The organism is Bradyrhizobium sp. B120 (assembly GCF_049075665.1).
Lineage (GTDB): Bacteria > Pseudomonadota > Alphaproteobacteria > Rhizobiales > Xanthobacteraceae > Bradyrhizobium.
This window is the reverse complement of sequence record NZ_CP185242.1, coordinates 5,076,802-5,095,363: the sequence shown is the minus strand read 5'-3', so window position 1 is coordinate 5,095,363 and position 18,562 is coordinate 5,076,802. Positions and strand designations below refer to the sequence as shown.

The following is an 18,562-nucleotide window of genomic DNA, read 5'->3' as shown; positions in this document are numbered from 1 at the left end:
CGTTCAGTCTCGTCCCTGCGAACGCAGGGACCCATAACCACCGATGGTTATCGTTGAAGGTCGCTGGGACGACGAGTCCCTTTCAAAACATCCGCCACGGAGTATGGGTCCCTGCTTTCGCAGGGACGACACTGTGGGTGAGGCGCCACCTGCTTACAGCGGCGGGCTCGCCCGCCACCCACGCAAAAATTCGCGATTGCCCGCTGCCTCTTCTTCAGGCAATGACGGCCTGCAATGAACAAGAGCTTCGAGGAAACTGCCGCTCGTCTGGCGCCGGCGATTTTTGTCGTGCTGTGGAGCACGGGATTCATCGGCACCAAATACGTCATCAACAATGCGGAGCCGCTGACCTACCTGGCGATCCGGATGGCGTTCGTGGTGGTGGTGATGGCTGGCATCGCCGCGGTCGCACGGCCGAAATGGCCGGACCGGACAGGTGTCTTCCACAGTGCGGTGGCCGGCATTCTGGTGCACGGCTTCTATCTCGGCGGCACCGCGATTGCGATCGCGCATTCGATTCCCGCAGGGCTCTCGGCGTTGATCCCGGGCCTGCAGCCGATCCTGACCTCGACCATCGCCAACCGCTGGTTAGGGGAGCGCGTCACGCCGCTGCAATGGGGCGGGCTTGTGCTCGGCCTCGCCGGCGTCGTGCTGATCCTGCACAACCGGCCGATGACGGGCGATGCAGGGTGGGGCTGGCTTGCCTCCGGCGTCTCGCTGATCAGCATCACACTTGGCACGCTGTACCAGCGCCGTTACTGCAACCAGATCGACTGGCGCGCCGGCAATCTGGTGCAGTACATCGCGGTGACGATCTTCTTCGGCATCGGCGCCTGGCTGTTCGAGACCAATGTCGTGCATTGGACCAGCGAGTTCGTGCTGGCGATCGCCTGGCTGGTGTTCGCGCTGTCGATCGGCTCGATTGGGCTATTGTACTGGCTGATCCGACACCATGCTGCGACCTCGGTCGCGAGCCTGTTCTATCTGGTGCCGGCGGTGACCGCGCTGATGGCCTACATCCTGTTCGGCGAGCGGCTCGAGCCGGTATCGATCGCCGGCATGGCGGCCTGCGCCGCCGCGGTGCTGGTGGTCAACCGCCGCACTTAATCCTTGCGGCGGATTTTCGCGTACGCGGCCAGCGCACGCTCGCGGCCCTGCTTGTGGTCGACGATCGGCTGCGGATAGGTCTTGCCGAGTTCGACGCCGGCGCTTGCAAGCTCGATCGGCGTCGCGGTCCATGGCTGATGGAGCAGGTCGTTGGGAAGCTGCGCGAGCTCCGGCACCCAGCGCCTGACATAGGCGCCTTCCGGATCGAATTTCTCGCCCTGCAGGATCGGATTGAAGACGCGGAAATACGGCGCGGCATCGGCGCCGGAGCCGGCGACCCATTGCCAGTTCGCCGGATTGGAGCCGGCATCGGCATCGACCAGCGTGTCCCAGAACCATTGTTCGCCGGCGCGCCAGTCGATCAGCAGGTGTTTCACCAGGAATGAGGCGACTACCATCCGCACCCGGTTGTGCATCACGCCGCTGTGCCAGAGCTCGCGCATACCGGCATCGACGATCGGATAGCCGGTCAGGCCGCGCTGCCAGGCCTTGAAGGCACGGGCGTCGCGCTTCCACGGAAACGCATCGAACTGCGCCTGCAGATTCCGATCCGCCATATCAGGCACATCGAACAGCAGGTGGCGGCAGAACTCGCGCCAGCCGAGCTCGCTGAGGAATTTGTCGATATCGCCGGCAAGGCGCGGCTGCTCGGCGGCGGCGAAGCGGGCGGCGTACCAGACCTGGCGGGGGCTGATCTCGCCGAAGCGCAGATGCGGGGAGAGGCGCGAGGTGCCGTCGCGGCCGGGCCGGTCGCGGTCGTCGCTGTAGCCGCTGATATTCTCGTCGAGGAACGCCTTCAGCCGTGTCTGCGCCGCGGCTTCGCCCGGAGTCCAGGTGTCGCGCAGGCCGCCGGCCCAATCCGGCCGTGTCGGTTCGAGATCCCAATCGTCGACGGGTTCGCTCGCGACGCCGCTGACGGGTGTGAGCTTCTTCGGCGCCGGCAGCGGCTTTGGCGGATCGCCGAGCGCCTGCACGCGCCGCCAGAATGGCGTGAAGACGCGCAGGCCACGGTTGTCCTTGTTGCGGATGGCCCTGGGTTCGACGAGCAGGTCGCCAGGGAAAATCTGCGAGTCTATTCCGTCGCTTGCGAGCGCGGATTCAACGTCTGCGGCAATCGCCTGATGCGGCGCCTGTGCGATGTCGTTCCAGAACACGGCGCCCACATGGATGTCGCGCGCTAGCGTGGCGATCACGGAAGCCGCCGGTCCGGTGCGCAGCACCAGCGTTCCGCCGATCGCCTCAAGGCTCTTGCGGAGTGCGCGCAGCGACTGCGCCAGCCACCAGCGCGTCGCGCCCCCGAGGGGACGCGCGGCTCGAGGTCTCAGGGCACTGCTTGCTTCGTCGCGGATAAAGAGGCCAACCACGGGCGCGCCGCGGCTGGCCGCTTCATGCAGGGCCGGGTGATCCGACAGCCGCAGATCGTCACGGAACCAGACGATAACAGGCCGTGCGCGGGCCACCCGGACGCTGCGTACCAACAGTTACTTCGGCTGCGGCACGATGCGGATGTAGGGCTTCGGTTCTTTCCAGCCCTGCGGATAGATCGTCTTGGCCTCGTCATTGCTGACCGAGCCGGCGATGATCACGTCCTCGCCCTGCTTCCAGTCGGCGGGGGTGGCGACGCGGTGCGTGGCGGTGAGTTGCAGCGAGTCGATGACGCGCAGGATCTCCTGGAAGTTCCGGCCGGTGGTCATCGGGTAGACCAGCACCAGCTTGATCTTCTTGTCGGGGCCGATGATGAAGACGTTGCGGACCGTCTGATTGTCCGCCGGCGTGCGGGTGAGGGGATCGCCCGAGGTCGAGGCCGGCAGCATGTCGTAGAGCTTCGAGACGTTGAAATCGGTGTCACCAATCATCGGATAGTTCGGCGCCGCGCCTTGGGTTTCCTTGATGTCCTCGGACCATTTGGCGTGACGGTCGACCGGATCGACCGACAGGCCCATCAGCTTGACGCCGCGCTTGTCGAATTCGGGCTTCAGGCGGGCGAGCGTGCCGAGCTCGGTGGTGCAAACCGGGGTGAAGTCCTTGGGATGGGAGAACAAAAGCACCCAGCTGCTGCCGATCCAGTCGTGGAACTTGATCTTTCCTTCGGTGGTCTCAGCTTCGAAGTCGGGGGCGACGGCGCCAATCTGAAGTGCCATGATTTTACCTCATCTCTTTGATGTTGCAGCTAAAATTGTATTTGAGGTCGTCGGTTCCAGTATAGGACGGGACAAGGCTTAAGTGAACGGATTCTGAAAAAAGGTAAGACATTTCTCCTTGAGGGTGGAATTCCAAGCAACTTGTTTTGATCCGTACTCCTGCGACGAAATATCAGTTGCGGCACAAAAGCTTGGAAATGCCCAGATAAAGCCGCTTATCGCCGTCATCACGCCGGCCCCGGCTGCTATAGGACTGAACCGTGACAGCGTTTAAATCGACCAAATAGCAACCATCTAAAAATCTCGGAACCCAAGTTCCGAATCATTAACCACTCGTTTACGCCCGCATGGAAAAGCTGGCCTCAGATAGGAATTGAAAGCTCCCACAATGTCTACCCCAAGTACCAAGACCGCTGAGGCTCTCAGCGGTGCGTTGCATCCGTCCTGCCGCAAGGACCGCCGCCCATGCGCTGACCATCGTGCGCGACGGCGTGATCACCGGCGAAGGCCCGACCACCAAGGGCCGCATCCATTTCTCCCGGTCACTCGATGCCGATGACGCTGCCTGGTGCGCGCGCATCCTGACGGCGGCCGCGGTCGAGCATCAGCCGGTCAGCCGGGCGGAGATCGAGGCGCTGTTCGCGATCAACGAGGCTGCTGCCGAGCGCAGCGATGGCGGCCGGTTCGACGACCTGCTCGCCAAAGCGATCGCCCATCATGCCGCCTCCGAGTCCGGTCTGCCGGTGCCGCCGCGCACGGTGGCGCTGTCGCCGGACACGAACATCGATCGCTGGGCGCCGACACAAGGCACCAAGATGGACACCAAGGTTCTGGAATGGATCGCGGGCCGGATGCGCGGTCAGCGCCGCACCGGTCGTGCGCTCGCGGCGATGGTGGCGACGCTGGTCGGCGCGACTGCGCTGCCGCTCGCAGCTCAGCTGCCCAACGTGCTCGACATCGGGATGATGTGATCATTCGGGATGATGGTGATCATCCGGGATGATGCCTGTGCATTACCCCGAACCAATAGCTTCAAACGAGAGCGGCGGGGATCACTTCCCCGCCGTTTTCTGTTTGCCGCCGCTCTCCTCGAGCCCGAGCGTCCGCCCCGGGAACCCGGCGACGTCGAAATAGCGGGTCGAGAGTACCCGTTGGAATTTCAGCACGGTGCGCAGGCCGTTGGCCGAAGGCTTCTTCGACGTGATGGTGCCCTCGGCCATCTTCGGCACGATGCCGTTCGGCAGCGCTTCCGATATCACCCGGCCGATCAGCCCCCCATTGTTCGGCGCGCGCAGGCCGAGCAATTGCGCCGCGGTCATGCCGACGTCGGCGTTGCTGACCGGCAGCGGATCGACATACCCCGCCTTGAAGTCGGGGCCGATTGCCGCGGTGAAGTTGTAGGTGTCGCCGCGGCTGAAGCTGCCATGCATGCCCTGGCCCTGGCGCAGCACGGTATCGGCGATCTGCACCGAGCAGTTGGTCGGGATCTCGCAGCCGCTCGACCAGGAGCGGAAGTTGACCACGATCGACGGGTTCGGCGTCACCGCCTTGCCCTTCAGATTGAGGTTCGACATCGGCAGCGTGCCGGGGAAGTTGCCGAGCTTGTCATCGACAAAGAGACCGCTGACGTAGTCCTGCTCCAGCAGCGACTTGATGACGCGGTCGGCGAGCTTCTTGTCTCGGTTCGGCAGATAGATCAGGTCCGAGCCGCCATTGGTCGCGATCACGACGTCAGGCTTGGCCGGGTCCTGGCCGAGCACGCCGTTGCCGGCCTTCGGGTGGGCATTGTCGGCGACCTTGGCGTTCTTGTCGTTGGGATCGAACAGCGGCAGGTTCAGCGCCTTGGCGAGATCGATCGCCAGAAAGCCCATCGGCAGGAAATCCTTCGGTGTGTCGTCATAGGCGATCTTGGCCGAGGGACTGGTCTTGCTTTCCTTCGAGATCGTCGAGAAGCCGTGGTCGGAGGAGACCATGATGTTGGTGTTGGCGGCGAGCCCGAGTTCGTCGAGCGCCTTGCGGAGCTGGGCGAGGTTGTTGTCGGCATTCTTGATGCCGGCCATCGAGGTCGGGCCGTTGATGCCGGGCGTGATGGTGTTGAGGCTGTCGCCGGTGTTGTGCTGGCTGCCGTCCGGATCGCGCGACCAGAACACCAGCACGAACGGCTTGTTGCGCGCCTTGAACATCGGCAGCACGACCTTGGTCGCAACATCGGCCATGTAGGCCTGCTGCGCGACGTTGGCGACCGTGGTGCCCGGCGTCTTGGCGTCGCCGGCCTTGGCATTGTCGCCGCGGCTCGGGGTGGCGAGCGGCAGGCCGGCCTTGGTCAGCGCGTCCTTCATCTCGTCGGAGAGCGGCACGCCGGCCTTGCCGCCGGTGGAATCGTCGACCACGATCGTGTTCTTGCCGCGGTCGGTGTGGTCGAACAGCAGGGTCGGGCCGAGCTTGCCGATGGCTGCGGTGCTGAAACCCTGGCCGCGGGCCATCTTCAGTAGAGTCTCCTCATTGAGGTAGTCGCCATTGAAGTGATCGTCGATATCGGCGAGCACGGCGTCGTTCTCGATGAAGGGGACCACGGTGTCGCCGGCGGGCACCGAGGTGTAGCCGGTAAAGATCGTGTTGGAGAAGGTGCCGGTGTCGCCGAGATAGTGGCCGGTCGACAGCGCCGAGCTGTTCGCCATCGTGAAGGTCGGGAACAGCGAATGCGAATTCTTGAAGTGGACACCCTTGTCGCGGATCTCGGCCATCGCAGGCGCCGTCAGCGGCGTCACGATGCCGCCGCGCAGGCCGTCGGGGACGAACAGGATGAGGTTGCGGGGTTTTGCATTTTGCGCGGAAGCGGCGCCGGCCGAGAGCGCGATCATGCTCGCGGACAGTAGTGTAATGGCATGGCGCATTTTGTTATTCCCCCTGATGAAGCCCCGCGGCAGCCCGCCGCAGCTTTCGTTTAGTTTTGCCACATGACAGAAATGTTACAGCGCCGGGGCGGCGCTGTAACTGCCGGATTTTTCTTGGCGACGGCCCGGTCAACCCACCGTCATTCCGCGGGCTGGACCGCGGTGCTCTCATTGCGCGCGGCGCTGCCGGCATGCCCGTACCGTGCATAGAGCGCGGGCAGGACGGCGAGCGTGAGCAGGGTCGCGCTGATCAGGCCGCCGATCACGACGGTGGCGAGCGGCTTCTGCACCTCGGCGCCGGTGCCGGTGGCGAACGCCATCGGCACGAAACCGAGCGAGGCCACCAGCGCGGTCATCACCACGGGCCGAAAGCGGGTGAGGGCGCCTTGCTCGATGGCCTCCCGCATCGGCACGCCGCGCTCGCGCAATTGCCTGACGAAGCTCAGCATCACGAGCCCGTTCAGCACCGCAACGCCCGACAGCGCGATGAAGCCGACCGCCGCCGAGATCGAGAACGGCATGCCGCGCAGCCACAGCGCAGCGATACCGCCGGTCAGCGCCAGCGGCACCGCGCTGAACACCAGCAGCGCATCGCGCGTCGAGCCCATCGCCGCCAGCAGCAACAGGAAGATCATCGCAAAACAGGCCGGCACCACGACGGCAAGGCGCTGGCGCGCCGCGGCGAGATTTTCCGATTGGCCGCCCCAGGTCATCCAGTAGCCGGGCGGCAGCTGCACCGATTGCGTGACCTTTGCCTGAGCTTCTTCGACCACCGAGCCGAGATCGCGGCCGCGGACATTGGCCGTCACCACGATGCGGCGCTTGCCGTTCTCGCGGCTGATCTGGTTCGGCCCCTCGGTGAAGGAGAACTGCGCGACGCGGTTGAGCGGCAGGCTCTGCACGGGCGAACTCGGCGTTGCCTTCGGCAAGGCGACCGGCAAATTGCTCAACGCCTCGAGATCGGAGCGCACGCTCTCCGGCAGTCGCACCACGATGTCGAAGCTGCGATCGCCCTCGTAGACGACGCCGGCATCCTGGCCACCGACCGCGGCACCGATCACGTCTTGGACCTCGGAGACGCTCAGGCCCCGCCGGGCGATCGCCGCCTTGTCGACCTTGATCTCGAGCACGGGCAGTCCGCCGGCCTGTTCGACCTTGACGTCGGTCGCGCCGCGGACGCCGCGCAGCGCGGCGGCGATCTGGTTGGCGGCCTTCTGCATCGGCTCGAACTCGTCGCCGAACACCTTGACCGCGATGTCACCGCGAACGCCGGCGAGCAGTTCGTTGAAGCGCATCTGGATCGGCTGGGTGAATTCATAGACGTTGCCCGGCAGCCGGCCGACCGCCTTCGAGATATCCTCGATCACCTGCTCCTTGGTCAGCGATGGATCCGGCCACTGCGCGCGCGGCTTCAGGATGATGAAGGTGTCGGACGCGTTCGGCGGCATCGGGTCGCTCGCCACCTCCGCGGTGCCGGTCTTGGAGAAGACGAACGACACCTGCGGGAAGCGGCTGACGGCCTTCTCGACCGAGAGCTGCATCGCCTGCGACTGCGACAGCGCCGTGCTCGGAATTCTGAGCGCGTGCATGGCGATGTTCTTCTCGTCGAGCGAGGGGATGAACTCCTGGCCGAGCCGGAAGAATCCGAACAAGGCGGTCGCGAACAGCACGACCGCCACCGCGATGACAGGCAGGGGCGTTGCAACCGCGCGCCGCAGCAGCGGGATGTACCCGCGCTTCAATGCGGCAACGAGCCAGTTCTCCTTCTCCTGGACGCGGCCGGTGATGCCGATCGCTATCAGCGCGGGCACCAGCGTCAGCGACAGCACGAAGGCCGCAGCGAGCGCGAGGATCACGGTCAGCGCCATCGGCTCGAACATCTTGCCTTCGACGCCGGTGAAGGTGAGGAGCGGCACGTAGACCAGCAGGATGATGGCCTGCCCATAAAGGCTCGGCTGCACCATTTCCACGGCAGACGCCCGCACCGTCGCCAGCCGCTCGTCGCGCGTCAGCACGCGGCCGAGCGCGTGCTGCTTCTCGGCGAGGTGACGCAGGCTGTTCTCGGTGATGATGACGGCGCCGTCGACGATCAGGCCGAAATCCAGCGCACCGAGGCTCATCAGATTGGCACTGATGCGGCCCTGCCACATGCCGATCGCGGTCATCAGCATCGCGATCGGGATCACCAGTGCCGTGATCAATGCCGCGCGGAAATTGCCGAGCAGCACGAACAGCACCGCGATCACGAGCAGCGCGCCTTCGCCGAGGTTGCGCGCCACGGTACCGATGGTCGCATCGACCAGTTGGGTGCGATCGAGCACCGTCTCGACTGCGACGCCCGCCGGCAAGGATGGCGTGATCGCACGCAGCTTGGCATCGACCGCCGCCGACACCGTGCGGCTGTTGGCGCCGATCAGCATCAGTGCGGTGCCGACCACAACCTCGCGGCCGTTCTCACTGGCGCTGCCGGTGCGGGTCTCGCCGCCGATCGAGAGCGAGGCGAGGTCGCGAATCCGGACCGGGACGCCGCCGCGGGTGGTGACGACGACGGCGCCGAGCTCCTCGATGTTCTCGAGGCGGCCGCCGGAGCGGACCACGAATCCTTCGCCGTTGCGCTCGATATAGCGCGCACCGCGGCTGACATTGTTGCTCTCGATCGCTTTGGCGACGTCGGCGAAGGTAAGGCCGAGCGCGATCAGCTTCGCTGCATCGGGCTGGACCTGATACTGCTTGAGATAGCCGCCGATCGAATCGACGCCGGCGACACCAGGCACCATCTTGATCTGCGGCTTGATGATCCAGTCCTGCACCGTGCGCAGATAGGCGTCTTTCTCGACCTCGCTTTGCAGCACCTGGCCGTCCGCCGTCAGGAAGCGGCCGTCGCTCTGCAAGCCCGGCGCGCCGTCGCTCTGCACCTTCTGGCCGGAGTAGTGCACGGTCCACATGTAGATTTCGCCAAGACCCGTCGTGGTCGGGCCAATCCGCGGCTCGATGCCTTGCGGCAGGCGCGCGCGCACTTCGGTCAGACGCTCGCCGACCTGCTGGCGGGCGAAATAGATATCGGTGGCTTCGCTGAACACCGCCGTGATCTGCGAGAAGCCGTTACGCGAGAGCGACCGCGTGCTCTCCAGCCCTGGCGCGCCCGCCAGCGCCGTCTCGATCGGGAAGGTGATCTGCCTCTCGATTTCCGCCGGCGACAGCGCCGGGGCGACGGTGTTGATTTGGACCTGCTTGTTGGTGATGTCGGGCACTGCGTCGATCGGCAGCTTGGTCAATGCGAGGCCGCCGAGGAACATCAGGACCGCCGCCAGTGTGACGACCACCCAGCGCCGCTGGATCGCAAGACCGATGATGCGCTCAATCATGGCCGTGCTCCGCTTCGTCCTTCTCGACCTCGGCCTTCAATGTGAAGGTGTTCTGCACCGCAATGGTCTCGCCGGCGGCAAGACCCGCGACGATTTCGATGTCGTCGTCGTCCTCCCTGCCGGTCCGCACCGACCTCGCCTCGAAGCCGTCGGCATCACGCACGAATACGGTCGGCGTGCTCTTGATGGTTTGAATGGCCTTCTTCGAGACCACCACGGTCGATGGCGCACCCGACAGCGGGACCTCCGCGGTGACGAATGTGCCCGGTTTCCAGCGGTGATCCTTGTTGGGCATGGTCGCGATCACGCGGGCATTGCGGGTCTCGCGGTCGAGCAGGGGGCTGACGAAGATCACGCCGGCATTGGCTTCATCCTCGGTGCCGATGGCGCGGATCTTGACCGAAACGCCTTCGCGGACCGCGCTGATGTCCTCAGGCGACACCGCCAGATCGACCCAGATGTCGTCGAGATTGACGATGACGTAGAGCTCGCTTTCCTGGCCTTCTCGCCCGATCAGTCCGCCGAGATCGACCCGCCGTTCGGACACCCGGCCGCTGATCGGTGCGCGCAGGAACTGGGTCCGCAGACTTTCGGGCGGCTGGTTCGGCAGATCGGCGATCTCGCTTTCCGACAGGCCCAGCGCAAACAGCTTCTGCCGCGCGCCGTCGAGCTTGATCTGGGCGTCGTTGGCGGTCAGCCGCGTGCGCAGGAACTCGTTTTCCGAGACGATGCGGGTCTCGACCAGCGTCTTCTGTCGCGCGTAGAGCGTCTGCTGCAGGTCGTTGGTGAGCCGCGCGGCGAGGTATTCGCTCTTGGCGTCGGCAACCTCACGGCTCTCGATCGCAGCGACGATCTCGCCTTTCTCGACCACGTCGCCGAGACGCTTGCGCAGTTCCGTGACCGTCGCGAGCACGCGCACCGAGACGCGGCCGATATGATCGGCGTCGGGGATCAGCGATCCCGGCGCGAGGAAATGCCGCTTCAGCATGCCGCCGCTGGCGCGCGCGAGCGTGATGCCGGATTCACGAATCTGGTCTTCGCTCAGCTCGATATGTCCGGGAGCCTCATGCGTGGCCGCAACCTTCGGTACGCCGGTGACCGCCGTCTCCTGCGTCGTGGCCGGGAACTTGACCGGCCAGCCGATCCATCCGGCCGCCAGAATGATCAGTGCAATGCCGGCAGCCACGCCCGCGAAAAATAGAACAACCCGTTTCATATGCGCCTCTCCGCAGCGCATGCCGATGGCCCTGCGCTGTCGCGACATCGATCTGTGCGGAAGCGTGCGCGCTACCGGATGGCAGCGGCGCACGGCCGGTCATGCCGACCTGATCAGGCGCGGGGTGGTTTGAAGGGGGAGAGGCGATCGGCTGACGCCGGCAGCCCGATGCTGCTGTCGCCATAGCTATGCGGCGCATAGGCGATCGTGACTGCCGTCTCCTGCGCCGCCACGGAGGCGACGTGGGTCAGGCAGTGATCGCCGTGCAGTGAGGCCGGATGCGCGGGAGCTTTGCCGCCGGTGTCGTTGATCGACTGGGCGATCGAGAAGCCGGGAGCTGCATCGTCATCGCCGTCGAAGGCCCAGCCGTGGAAGAACGACAGCACCAGCGCAAGCGAAATCAGCCCCGCAAGCAGGCTGCGCCAGCGGCGCGATCCTGCTGCATGAGCGGAAGACTGAATCATGGTGCGCGAAGCGTCCATGGGCCCTAATTAGCGCCGCGACCGCGCGCATTCAAGTTCAAGTCCGCGACAGATTAGCCGTGGATACTATAACGTTACAGGCTCTCTGCGGTTCGGCGCATCAGCCAGCGGCGCGCCGCGACGACGGCCCAGATCGCTTCGACAAGGCCGAACGGCCAGGCGCCCTGCAGGAAGCCGTAGGCCGAGCCGAGCGCACAGGAGATCGCGAAGGCCAGGATGAACCACGGGCTGCGATCCTCGGCTGCGTAGCAGACGAGCATCATCGTCACGGCGAACAAACCGAACAGCGTGAGCGCATCCATTCCGCAGCAGGACTCCTGTTGTAACGCTGTTGATATCTGAGCATGCTTGGGCTGGAATATCCATCCAGCGTCGCCGTCCGAAAGGATTGCCCCCATGAAGCGCATGCATGTTCACGTCGCTGTCAAGGACATCGAACAATCGGTCGGCTTCTACTCGGCGCTGTTCGGCGCCGAACCGTCGGTCGTTAAATCCGACTATGCCAAATGGATGCTCGACGATCCCCGGGTCAACTTCGCGATCTCGACCCGCGGCCGCGAGCCGGGGCTCGATCATCTCGGCATTCAGGTGGAGAGCGCCGAGGAGCTCGGCGAGGTCTATGGCCGGCTGCGCAAGGCGGGCGGCGAGGTGATCGAGCAGGGACAGACGGTGTGCTGCTATGCCGAGTCCGAGAAATCATGGATCGACGATCCCGCGGGGATCGCGTGGGAGACCTTCCATACGACGAGTGAGAGCATCGTCTATGGCGACGGCAGCGGCGAGCGGACCGCGCGCGTCGCGCACGAGAAGCTGGACGGGCAGCAGAGCGCCTGTTGTGCGCCACAGCCGGAGGCCGCGCCGCCCGAGGCTTCGGCTTGCTGCAGATCGTGAGCTCGGGCTGTCGCGCATACCAACGGCAAGACGTCGCGGGGCAGGCGTCATGTCGGCGCAGCCGGCTACCGCTGTAAGCAAAAGCTTAATGCCTGCGACATATTATCCCAGCGACTACCCCCCTCCGTGCTAACAGCCCCTTAACCATGCGGCTTTTGCCAATCAAGGATCCTGAGCGGTCCTGGCGTCATATCAAGGCACAATGGAAGAAGGACGCTGAAGGCGTCGGAGAGGATTTTGCCACCTTTGGCGGCATCGGTGCCTTTGAAGCGCTGACCGCCAGGGAAGGTGACAGTCAGGGACTGTATCACCTGACCGACGGCGAACGGGTCCACGCGGTCTGCCAGGTCAGGCGCCTCCTGATGAGCCGATACACGTCGCCGGCGCTCAGCGCGCGTTTCATCAATGTGTCTCCGATCTACGATCTCGGCCTCGCCGATGTCGGCGATTACGCGCAGATGCTCGTGGCGCTGTTCTCCGGCGTCGTCTGGTTGTCGCGCGATGCGCTGGCGGCCAGCCACATCCGTTTTCTGCTCAAGAGCCCTGGCGACTCGCAATTCTTCGCCGCGCTCAAGGCCGCGACGCCGTTCTCTCCATTCTCGAAATTCAGCATCGAGGGCGCGTTGATCGAGTGCAGCCTGAAGGAGGCGACCGGGGTCGCCTGAGGCGGTCGCGTCCTGAGGACTCCCGTGCTGATCGCGCTCAGCTACTCATCCACCTTAATAGTCCGATAACTGATTTTCCTAACGACCCCTTGGGTTGTGCTCCCGTAGAAGGGCACCCGCAGGGGCAGGAAAATGTCGGTTATCTCAACGAACAGCGTGAAGCCGGAGCACCGGCGGCTGTCGATCAAGGGTGTGCTGCGCGCCACCAGGATGGGTGCCATTCAGTGGCTCGTCCTGAGCGCCGCGCTGCTGGTGCTCGCCATTACGCTCGGCACCGGATACCTCGCGCTGCAGTTTCGCGAGCGCGCGCTGGAGATGTCCGAACGCGAGCTCAACAACACCGCGCTGCTGCTGTCGCGGCACTTCGACCAGCAGCTCAGCGACCTCCAGCATGTCCACGACGACATCGTGAACTATCTGCGGTCGGAGCAGGTCGAGACTGCCGATCAGTTCGAAAAGAACATGTCGCTGCTGAGCGCGCACGAGATGCTGCGCACGCGGCTGGCCGCGCTGCCGCATGTCGGCGGGCTCAATCTGTTCAATGCCAAGGGATGGCTGATCAACTCGTCCGAGATGTGGCCGGTGCCCGACATCAGCATTGCGGAACGTCGCTATTTCCAGGAGTTCACCTCGGGACGGCCGACGTCGCCGGTGATCGTCGAACCTGCGATGAGCAAGGTGACCGGCAACTGGACCACGATCTTTGCGCGCAAGATCACCGGGCGCAACGGCGAGATCATCGGCTTTGCGAGCCGCGGCGTCGAGCCCAGCCATTTCGAGGATTTCCTCGCCTCGCTGGCATTGAGCGGCGACACCGTAATTTCGATGATCCACCGCGACGGCACGATCATCGCGCGCTATCCGCAGGATGCCGGCGTGATCGGCCGCAACATCATCAACCTGCCAGTGTTCCAAAAGGTCATCAGCTTTGGCGGCAACACGTCGGGACGGTTCGTTGGCGCTTCTGGCGAGGAGAACGTCGGCGCGGTCAAATCGCTGTCGCATTTTCCAATCCTGATCCTTGCCACCACGAAGACATCGAGCGCGCTGGAGGACTGGCGTGCCCAGACCAAGCTGCAATTCTGCGCGGCCGTGTTGGCGGTACTGATCATCAGCTTCGCGGTCTTCCTGATCGTCCGCCAGCTGCAGCGGCAGCACGATGCGGCGCAGCGCCGGCTGTCCGAGAAGAGCCAGCATCTCGACACCGCCATCAACACCATGACGCAGGGGCTCCTGCTGTTCGACGCCTCGGCGCGGCTCGTGATCTGCAACCAGCGATACATCGACATGTTCGGTCTGTCGCCCGATGTCGCCAGGCCCGGCTGCCATCTGCGCGATCTGATCCTGCATCGCCAGGCGCTCGGTTCATTCGTCGGCGATGTCGATGAATATTGTGCGCGGTTCATCGACCCCAGGGGTGATGAAATCCGCGACTCGGTGATCATGACGCCCGACGGCCGCAGCATCCGCCTGATCTACAAGCGCGCACCCGACGGCGGCTGGGCCACCACGCTCGAGGACGTCACCGACGGGCGGCGTGCGCAGGCGCAGATCGAGTATCTCGCGCATTACGATGCCCTGACCAATCTACCGAACCGGACGCTGTTCCAGCGTCACGCGGAGGAATTGTTGCGCGAGGCTGTCGTCCGCGAGTTCGCGATCCACTACATCGATATCGACGAGTTCAAGCGGATCAACGACACGCTGGGTCATCCGATCGGCGATGAATTCCTGAGGCGCGTGGCCGACAAGCTGCGCCAGTCGGTCGGATCGAACGACTTCATCGCGCGGCTCGGTGGTGACGAGTTCGCGATCGTCCAGCATGACATCATATCGGACGAGGACGTCAACGATCTGGTCGCGCGCGTCTATCAGTCGCTGCGGGCGCCGTTCGACTGCCATGGTCATTGGCTGTCGAGCGACGCCAGCATCGGCATTGCGATCGCCCCGCGCCACGGCTCCGACCTGTTCGGCCTGCTCAAATGCGCCGATCTCGCCATGTACGCGGCCAAGGCCGCCGGCCGCAGGACCTATCGCTTCTTCGACCCGGCGATGGAGAAGCAGGCCAATCTGCGCCGCGCGCTGGAGGCCGATCTGCGAAGTGCGTTGGCGGAGGACCGCTTCGAGCTGCACTATCAGCCGCTGGTCGACTTGCGCAGCGACGAGGTGACCGGCTGCGAGGCGCTGCTGCGCTGGCGGCATCCTGTACGCGGCATGATCTCTCCGGCGGAGTTCATCCCGGTCGCCGAGGAAACCGGCCTGATCGAGGAGATCGGCCAGTGGGTGTTGCGCACCGCCTGCATTGAGGCCGCGGCCTGGCCGGCGCATGTGCGCCTGGCGGTCAACGTCTCGCCGATCCAGTTCAAGTCGGAGACGCTGGCGCTGAAGGTTGCGAGCGCACTCGCCGAGAGCGGGCTCGACCCGCGCAGGCTCGAGCTCGAGATCACCGAGGCGGTGCTGATCGCCGACGACGATGCGGCGCTGGTCACGCTCGGCCAGCTGCGCGCGCTCGGTGTTCACATCGCGCTCGACGATTTCGGCACCGGCTACTCGTCGCTGCAATATCTGCAGCGCTTCCCGTTCGACAAGATCAAGATCGACCGCAGCTTCGTCAAGGAAGTCACCCGCAACAGCGGCTCGGCCTCGATCATTCGCGCGGTGGTCTCGATCGCGGCCGACCGCAACATGATCACGACCGCCGAGGGCGTCGAGACCGATCAGCAGCGCGACACCGTGCAGATGCTCGGTTGCACGCAGATGCAGGGCTATCTGTTCAGCAAGCCGGTTCCGGCGCAGGATCTCCGGACGCTGCTCGCGGCCGATAGCGTCGAGGACGCCGCCTGAGCGGCTCTCGCTGAAAAGTTCCAAAAAATCGACCTGCCGACGTGTCAGGCGCGGAACCGAAACCGTGGAACCGCGTTCCATTGCGGGGCTCGACCGGCAGGCAATCAATGAAGACCGCAATAACGTCCGCGGCCATGCTGCTGTTTACCTCGTGCATGGCGAACGCAGAGAGTGGCCTTGCGTCCTATTATCATGGCATCGGCAGGAGCGGCGAGATGACCTGCGCGCATCGCAAACGGCCATTCGGCAGCATGGTCACGGTGTCCTATCACGGGAAATCGATCCGCTGCCGGGTCAACGACCGCGGACCGTTCATTCGCGGACGGATCATCGATGTCTCGACCACCGCGGCCCGCGCGCTCGGCATCCTTCAGCTCGGCGTCGCGCATGTGGTGATCGAGTAGCGCGCAGCCGGCGGTGGGATCAGGGTTTTGAGGCGGTCGCCCGCTGCTCGGCGATCGCCTTGCGGAGCGTGCGCGACAGCGCTTCGACCGAATAGGGTTTCTGGATCAGCTCGAAGCCGCTATGCGCATTCTCGGCGAGCACGTTGCTATAGCCGCTGGTCAGTACCACCGGCAGGCCGGGAAAGCGATCGCGGATCACGCCGGCGAGCTCGACGCCATTCATGCCGGGCATGATCACGTCGGAGAACACGAGGTCGGCGGCGAACTCGTTCTCGGAGAGGATCGACAGCGCCGCGTTGGCGTTCGCTGCGCGCTTGACCGAATAGCCGAGATCCTCGAGCAGCTCGGTGGAGAACTGGCCGACATCGTCGTTGTCCTCGACCACGAGGACGCGATAGCCGCGGCCGATCGAGGCCTGCTCGATGCCGGCGCTGGCCGCGACCTTGGCGTCCGCCGGGCGCATCGCCTGCGGCAGATAGATGGTGAAGGTCGCGCCATGCCCCGGCGTTGAGGTGACTTCGATGTCGCCGTCGGACTGCTTGACGAAACCGAACGCCTGGCTCAATCCGAGGCCCGTTCCCTTGCCGACCTCCTTGGTCGTGAAGAACGGTTCGAAGATCGCGTCGAGATTTTCCGGCGAGATGCCGGTGCCGGTATCCTGGATCGAGACCGTCACGAAATCGCCGCTGCGCGAGGCCTGGGCGCGCAGGGCAGGGATGTGCTTGACCTTCCTGACGCTGATCGTCAGCTGGCCTTCGCCGTTCATGGCGTCGCGGCCGTTGACTGCAAGGTTGATCATCGCAGTCTCGAATTGACCGATATCGGCGATCGCAAAGCAGTCGGGATCGTCGATCCTGACCTCGATGTGAATCCGCGCGCCGACCAGCGGGCGGATCAGCTGCGTCACACTGTCGACCTGCGTTCCGACATTGAACACTTCAGGATTGAGCGGTTGCCGGCGCGCAAATGCCAGGAGCTGCGCGGTGAGCTTGGAGGCCCGCTCCACAGTCTCGGAGATCGCATCGATGTAGCGGCGTCGCCGCTCGTCCGGCAGCTCGCGGCGGCGCAGGAAGTCGGTCGCGGAGCGGATGATGGTGAGCAGATTGTTGAAGTCGTGCGCGACGCCGCCGGTGAGCTGGCCGACCGCTTCCATCTTCTGCGACTGCCGCAGGGCTTCCTCGCCGAGGCGCCGTTCGGTGATGTCGACGGCCTCCGGCACCGCGCCGACGATGGTGCCGTGTTGGTCCTGCAGCGGGCGCATCGCGAAATCGAAATAGCGCTCGCCGATCGGCAGGTGCAGCTGCAGCTCGATCTTAACGTCCTCGCCGCGCATCGCGGTCGCAAAGGCATTCTGGATCATGCGCGGCATGCCGTCGGTCGCAGTGAACCAGGGCGTGTCCCAGAACGGTTTGCCGACGACGTCGGTGGCCTCGGCGCGGATGCCGGCCAGCGCGGTCTGGTTGGTGTAGAGCAGGTCGCCATCCCGGTTGAGCAGCATCTGATATTGATGGCTGGTTTCCAGGATCGCGCGGGTCTGCGCTTCACGGGATTCGAGTTGCGCCGTGCGCTCCAGGATGCGCCGCTCCAGCGATTCGTTGAGCTTGCGCAGCTCGATCTCGGCTTCCTTGGCCGCGGTGATGTCGTGGGCGACGCCGATGAAGCCGATATGCTTGCCGTTCGGGTCCCAGCGCGGTTGCGATTCCGAGCGCAGCCAGCGCCAATCGCCTGCCGCGTTTCGATAGCGTGCCTCGAGCACGAACGGCTTGAGCGACAATTCGCCGGTGATCTGCTCCTGCAGGATGTTCGGCAGATCATCCGGATGCAGCGCCTTGCGCCAGTCGAACACGACGGCTTCCTCGAACGGCAGGCCGAGGAAATCGAGATACGCCTGGTTGGCGAAGGAGCGGGTGCGGTCGAGCTTGGTCACCCAGATCGGCACCGGCGCGCTGTCGGCGATCAGGCGGAAGCGTTCCTCGCTCTCGCGCAGGGTTTCCTGCGCCAGCATCTGATCGGTGACGTCGAGATCGGCGCCGACCAGCCGCAGCGCGCGGCCGTTGCGGTCGCGGTCGATCTTGGCGACGACACGGATCCAGCGGCTCTCGCCGTCGTTCGGGCGGATGATGCGGTACTCGGCGGTGTAATCCTCGCCGCCGGCCTTCAGCACGCCGAACAGATGCCTGATGGTTCGCTCGCGATCATCGGGATGGATGCGCGCGACCCAGTTCTCATAGGTCTCGTTGACCTCCTCGGGCGGCAGGCCGTGCACCAGCAGATATTCGGGAGAGCGGCGGTTGCGCACGCCGTCGCGGAAATCGATCTCGAGCCCGCCGACCCGCGCGATACGCTGGATCCGTGCCAGCTCGGCCTCGCGCTCCTGAAGCTCGCGATGGGCGCGGTCGCGTTCGCGCGCGATCTCCTCAAGGTGCTGCCGCAGCCGTTCGGCTGCCGCAGCTTCGGGAAGCACATCAGCGGGATCGGGTGGGGTCATACGCGCCGGCAACCTCTCGGTGCAGTTTCACACAGGAAGAGGCGGCTTTTCCAGCGTGATTTGCG

The 18,562-nt window shown here is 64.8% G+C and carries 14 protein-coding genes; 6 read left to right on the top strand and 8 right to left on the bottom strand.

Annotated features, from left to right (window positions below):
- The first annotated feature begins 234 nt into the window (after positions 1-234).
- Positions 235-1,107 carry a DMT family transporter gene (locus tag ACOIX3_RS23485; protein ID WP_420964487.1) on the top strand — a complete coding sequence of 291 codons (873 nt, stop codon included), beginning with the start codon at positions 235-237 and terminating at the stop codon, positions 1,105-1,107.
- Here ACOIX3_RS23485 and ACOIX3_RS23480 read toward each other — a convergent pair.
- Together ACOIX3_RS23480 and ACOIX3_RS23475 are read right to left on the bottom strand one after the other, a co-directional pair.
- Complete coding sequence (locus tag ACOIX3_RS23480; RefSeq protein WP_420964486.1) at positions 1,104-2,585, bottom strand: cryptochrome/photolyase family protein; 1,482 nt, start codon at positions 2,583-2,585, stop codon at positions 1,104-1,106. The genes ACOIX3_RS23485 and ACOIX3_RS23480 overlap by 4 nt on opposite strands.
- Before the next feature lie 3 nt (positions 2,586-2,588).
- Positions 2,589-3,248 (bottom strand): peroxiredoxin, encoded by a 660-nt coding sequence (locus ACOIX3_RS23475; protein ID WP_097675150.1) that lies wholly within the window; start codon positions 3,246-3,248, stop codon positions 2,589-2,591.
- 428 nt (positions 3,249-3,676) lie between these two features.
- Here ACOIX3_RS23475 and ACOIX3_RS23470 point away from each other — a divergent pair, with 428 nt between their 5' ends.
- The gene (locus ACOIX3_RS23470; protein WP_420964485.1) at positions 3,677-4,219 is read left to right on the top strand and encodes a hypothetical protein; all 543 of its coding nucleotides are present in this window, start codon (positions 3,677-3,679) and stop codon (positions 4,217-4,219) included.
- Positions 4,220-4,300: 81 nt separating this feature from the next.
- Here the strand turns inward: ACOIX3_RS23470 and ACOIX3_RS23465 are convergent, their stop codons facing one another.
- The 5 genes from ACOIX3_RS23465 to ACOIX3_RS23445 all read right to left on the bottom strand — a co-directional run bounded on the left by ACOIX3_RS23465 (position 4,301) and on the right by ACOIX3_RS23445 (position 11,507).
- Complete coding sequence (locus tag ACOIX3_RS23465; protein WP_420964484.1) at positions 4,301-6,142, bottom strand: alkaline phosphatase family protein; 1,842 nt, start codon at positions 6,140-6,142, stop codon at positions 4,301-4,303.
- 140 nt (positions 6,143-6,282) lie between these two features.
- Complete coding sequence (locus ACOIX3_RS23460) at positions 6,283-9,507, bottom strand: efflux RND transporter permease subunit (protein ID WP_420964483.1); 3,225 nt, start codon at positions 9,505-9,507, stop codon at positions 6,283-6,285.
- Entirely contained in the window at positions 9,500-10,723 is a 1,224-nt protein-coding gene (locus tag ACOIX3_RS23455; protein WP_420964482.1) for an efflux RND transporter periplasmic adaptor subunit, read from the bottom strand. The genes ACOIX3_RS23460 and ACOIX3_RS23455 overlap by 8 nt, the downstream gene beginning before the upstream one ends.
- 113 nt (positions 10,724-10,836) lie before the next feature.
- Positions 10,837-11,187 carry a hypothetical protein gene (locus ACOIX3_RS23450; protein WP_420964481.1) on the bottom strand — a complete coding sequence of 117 codons (351 nt, stop codon included), beginning with the start codon at positions 11,185-11,187 and terminating at the stop codon, positions 10,837-10,839.
- Between the two features lie 92 nt (positions 11,188-11,279).
- Positions 11,280-11,507: a hypothetical protein gene (locus tag ACOIX3_RS23445; RefSeq protein WP_420964480.1), complete on the bottom strand. Its 228-nt coding sequence runs from the start codon at positions 11,505-11,507 to the stop codon at positions 11,280-11,282.
- A gap of 94 nt (positions 11,508-11,601) precedes the next feature.
- Here ACOIX3_RS23445 and ACOIX3_RS23440 point away from each other — a divergent pair, with 94 nt between their 5' ends.
- The 4 genes from ACOIX3_RS23440 (at position 11,602) to ACOIX3_RS23425 (ending at position 16,009) form a co-directional block, all read left to right on the top strand.
- On the top strand, positions 11,602-12,096 hold the full coding sequence (locus ACOIX3_RS23440; protein WP_420964479.1) for an ArsI/CadI family heavy metal resistance metalloenzyme: 495 nt from the start codon (positions 11,602-11,604) through the stop codon (positions 12,094-12,096).
- Positions 12,097-12,242: 146 nt separating this feature from the next.
- Positions 12,243-12,761, top strand: a complete 519-nt coding sequence (locus ACOIX3_RS23435; protein WP_420964478.1) for a hypothetical protein — start codon at positions 12,243-12,245, stop codon at positions 12,759-12,761.
- Positions 12,762-12,893: 132 nt separating this feature from the next.
- Positions 12,894-15,605, top strand: coding sequence for a bifunctional diguanylate cyclase/phosphodiesterase (locus ACOIX3_RS23430; RefSeq protein WP_420964477.1), 2,712 nt, complete (start codon positions 12,894-12,896; stop codon positions 15,603-15,605).
- Positions 15,606-15,712: 107 nt separating this feature from the next.
- Complete coding sequence (locus tag ACOIX3_RS23425; protein ID WP_420964476.1) at positions 15,713-16,009, top strand: septal ring lytic transglycosylase RlpA family protein; 297 nt, start codon at positions 15,713-15,715, stop codon at positions 16,007-16,009.
- A 19-nt stretch (positions 16,010-16,028) separates the two neighbouring features.
- Here ACOIX3_RS23425 and ACOIX3_RS23420 read toward each other — a convergent pair whose 3' ends face one another.
- A complete protein-coding gene (locus ACOIX3_RS23420) occupies positions 16,029-18,497 on the bottom strand; it encodes a PAS domain-containing protein (RefSeq protein ID WP_420964475.1) in 2,469 nt (822 codons plus the stop codon).
- Positions 18,498-18,562: the final 65 nt, after the last annotated feature.

Excerpts from the sequence above, each read along its gene's own strand:
- ACOIX3_RS23435 (WP_420964478.1), top strand. The coding sequence starts at position 12,243 with ATGCGGCTTTTGCCAATCAAGGATCCTGAGCGGTCCTGGCGTCATATC.
- ACOIX3_RS23475 (WP_097675150.1), bottom strand. The coding sequence starts at position 3,248 with ATGGCACTTCAGATTGGCGCCGTCGCCCCCGACTTCGAAGCTGAGACC.
- ACOIX3_RS23420 (WP_420964475.1), bottom strand. The coding sequence starts at position 18,497 with ATGACCCCACCCGATCCCGCTGATGTGCTTCCCGAAGCTGCGGCAGCC.
- ACOIX3_RS23455 (WP_420964482.1), bottom strand. The coding sequence starts at position 10,723 with ATGAAACGGGTTGTTCTATTTTTCGCGGGCGTGGCTGCCGGCATTGCA.
- ACOIX3_RS23440 (WP_420964479.1), top strand. The coding sequence starts at position 11,602 with ATGAAGCGCATGCATGTTCACGTCGCTGTCAAGGACATCGAACAATCG.
- ACOIX3_RS23485 (WP_420964487.1), top strand. The coding sequence starts at position 235 with ATGAACAAGAGCTTCGAGGAAACTGCCGCTCGTCTGGCGCCGGCGATT.
- ACOIX3_RS23430 (WP_420964477.1), top strand. The coding sequence starts at position 12,894 with ATGTCGGTTATCTCAACGAACAGCGTGAAGCCGGAGCACCGGCGGCTG.
- ACOIX3_RS23445 (WP_420964480.1), bottom strand. The coding sequence starts at position 11,507 with ATGGATGCGCTCACGCTGTTCGGTTTGTTCGCCGTGACGATGATGCTC.
- ACOIX3_RS23450 (WP_420964481.1), bottom strand. The coding sequence starts at position 11,187 with ATGATTCAGTCTTCCGCTCATGCAGCAGGATCGCGCCGCTGGCGCAGC.
- ACOIX3_RS23425 (WP_420964476.1), top strand. The coding sequence starts at position 15,713 with ATGAAGACCGCAATAACGTCCGCGGCCATGCTGCTGTTTACCTCGTGC.
- ACOIX3_RS23460 (WP_420964483.1), bottom strand. The coding sequence starts at position 9,507 with ATGATTGAGCGCATCATCGGTCTTGCGATCCAGCGGCGCTGGGTGGTC.
- ACOIX3_RS23465 (WP_420964484.1), bottom strand. The coding sequence starts at position 6,142 with ATGCGCCATGCCATTACACTACTGTCCGCGAGCATGATCGCGCTCTCG.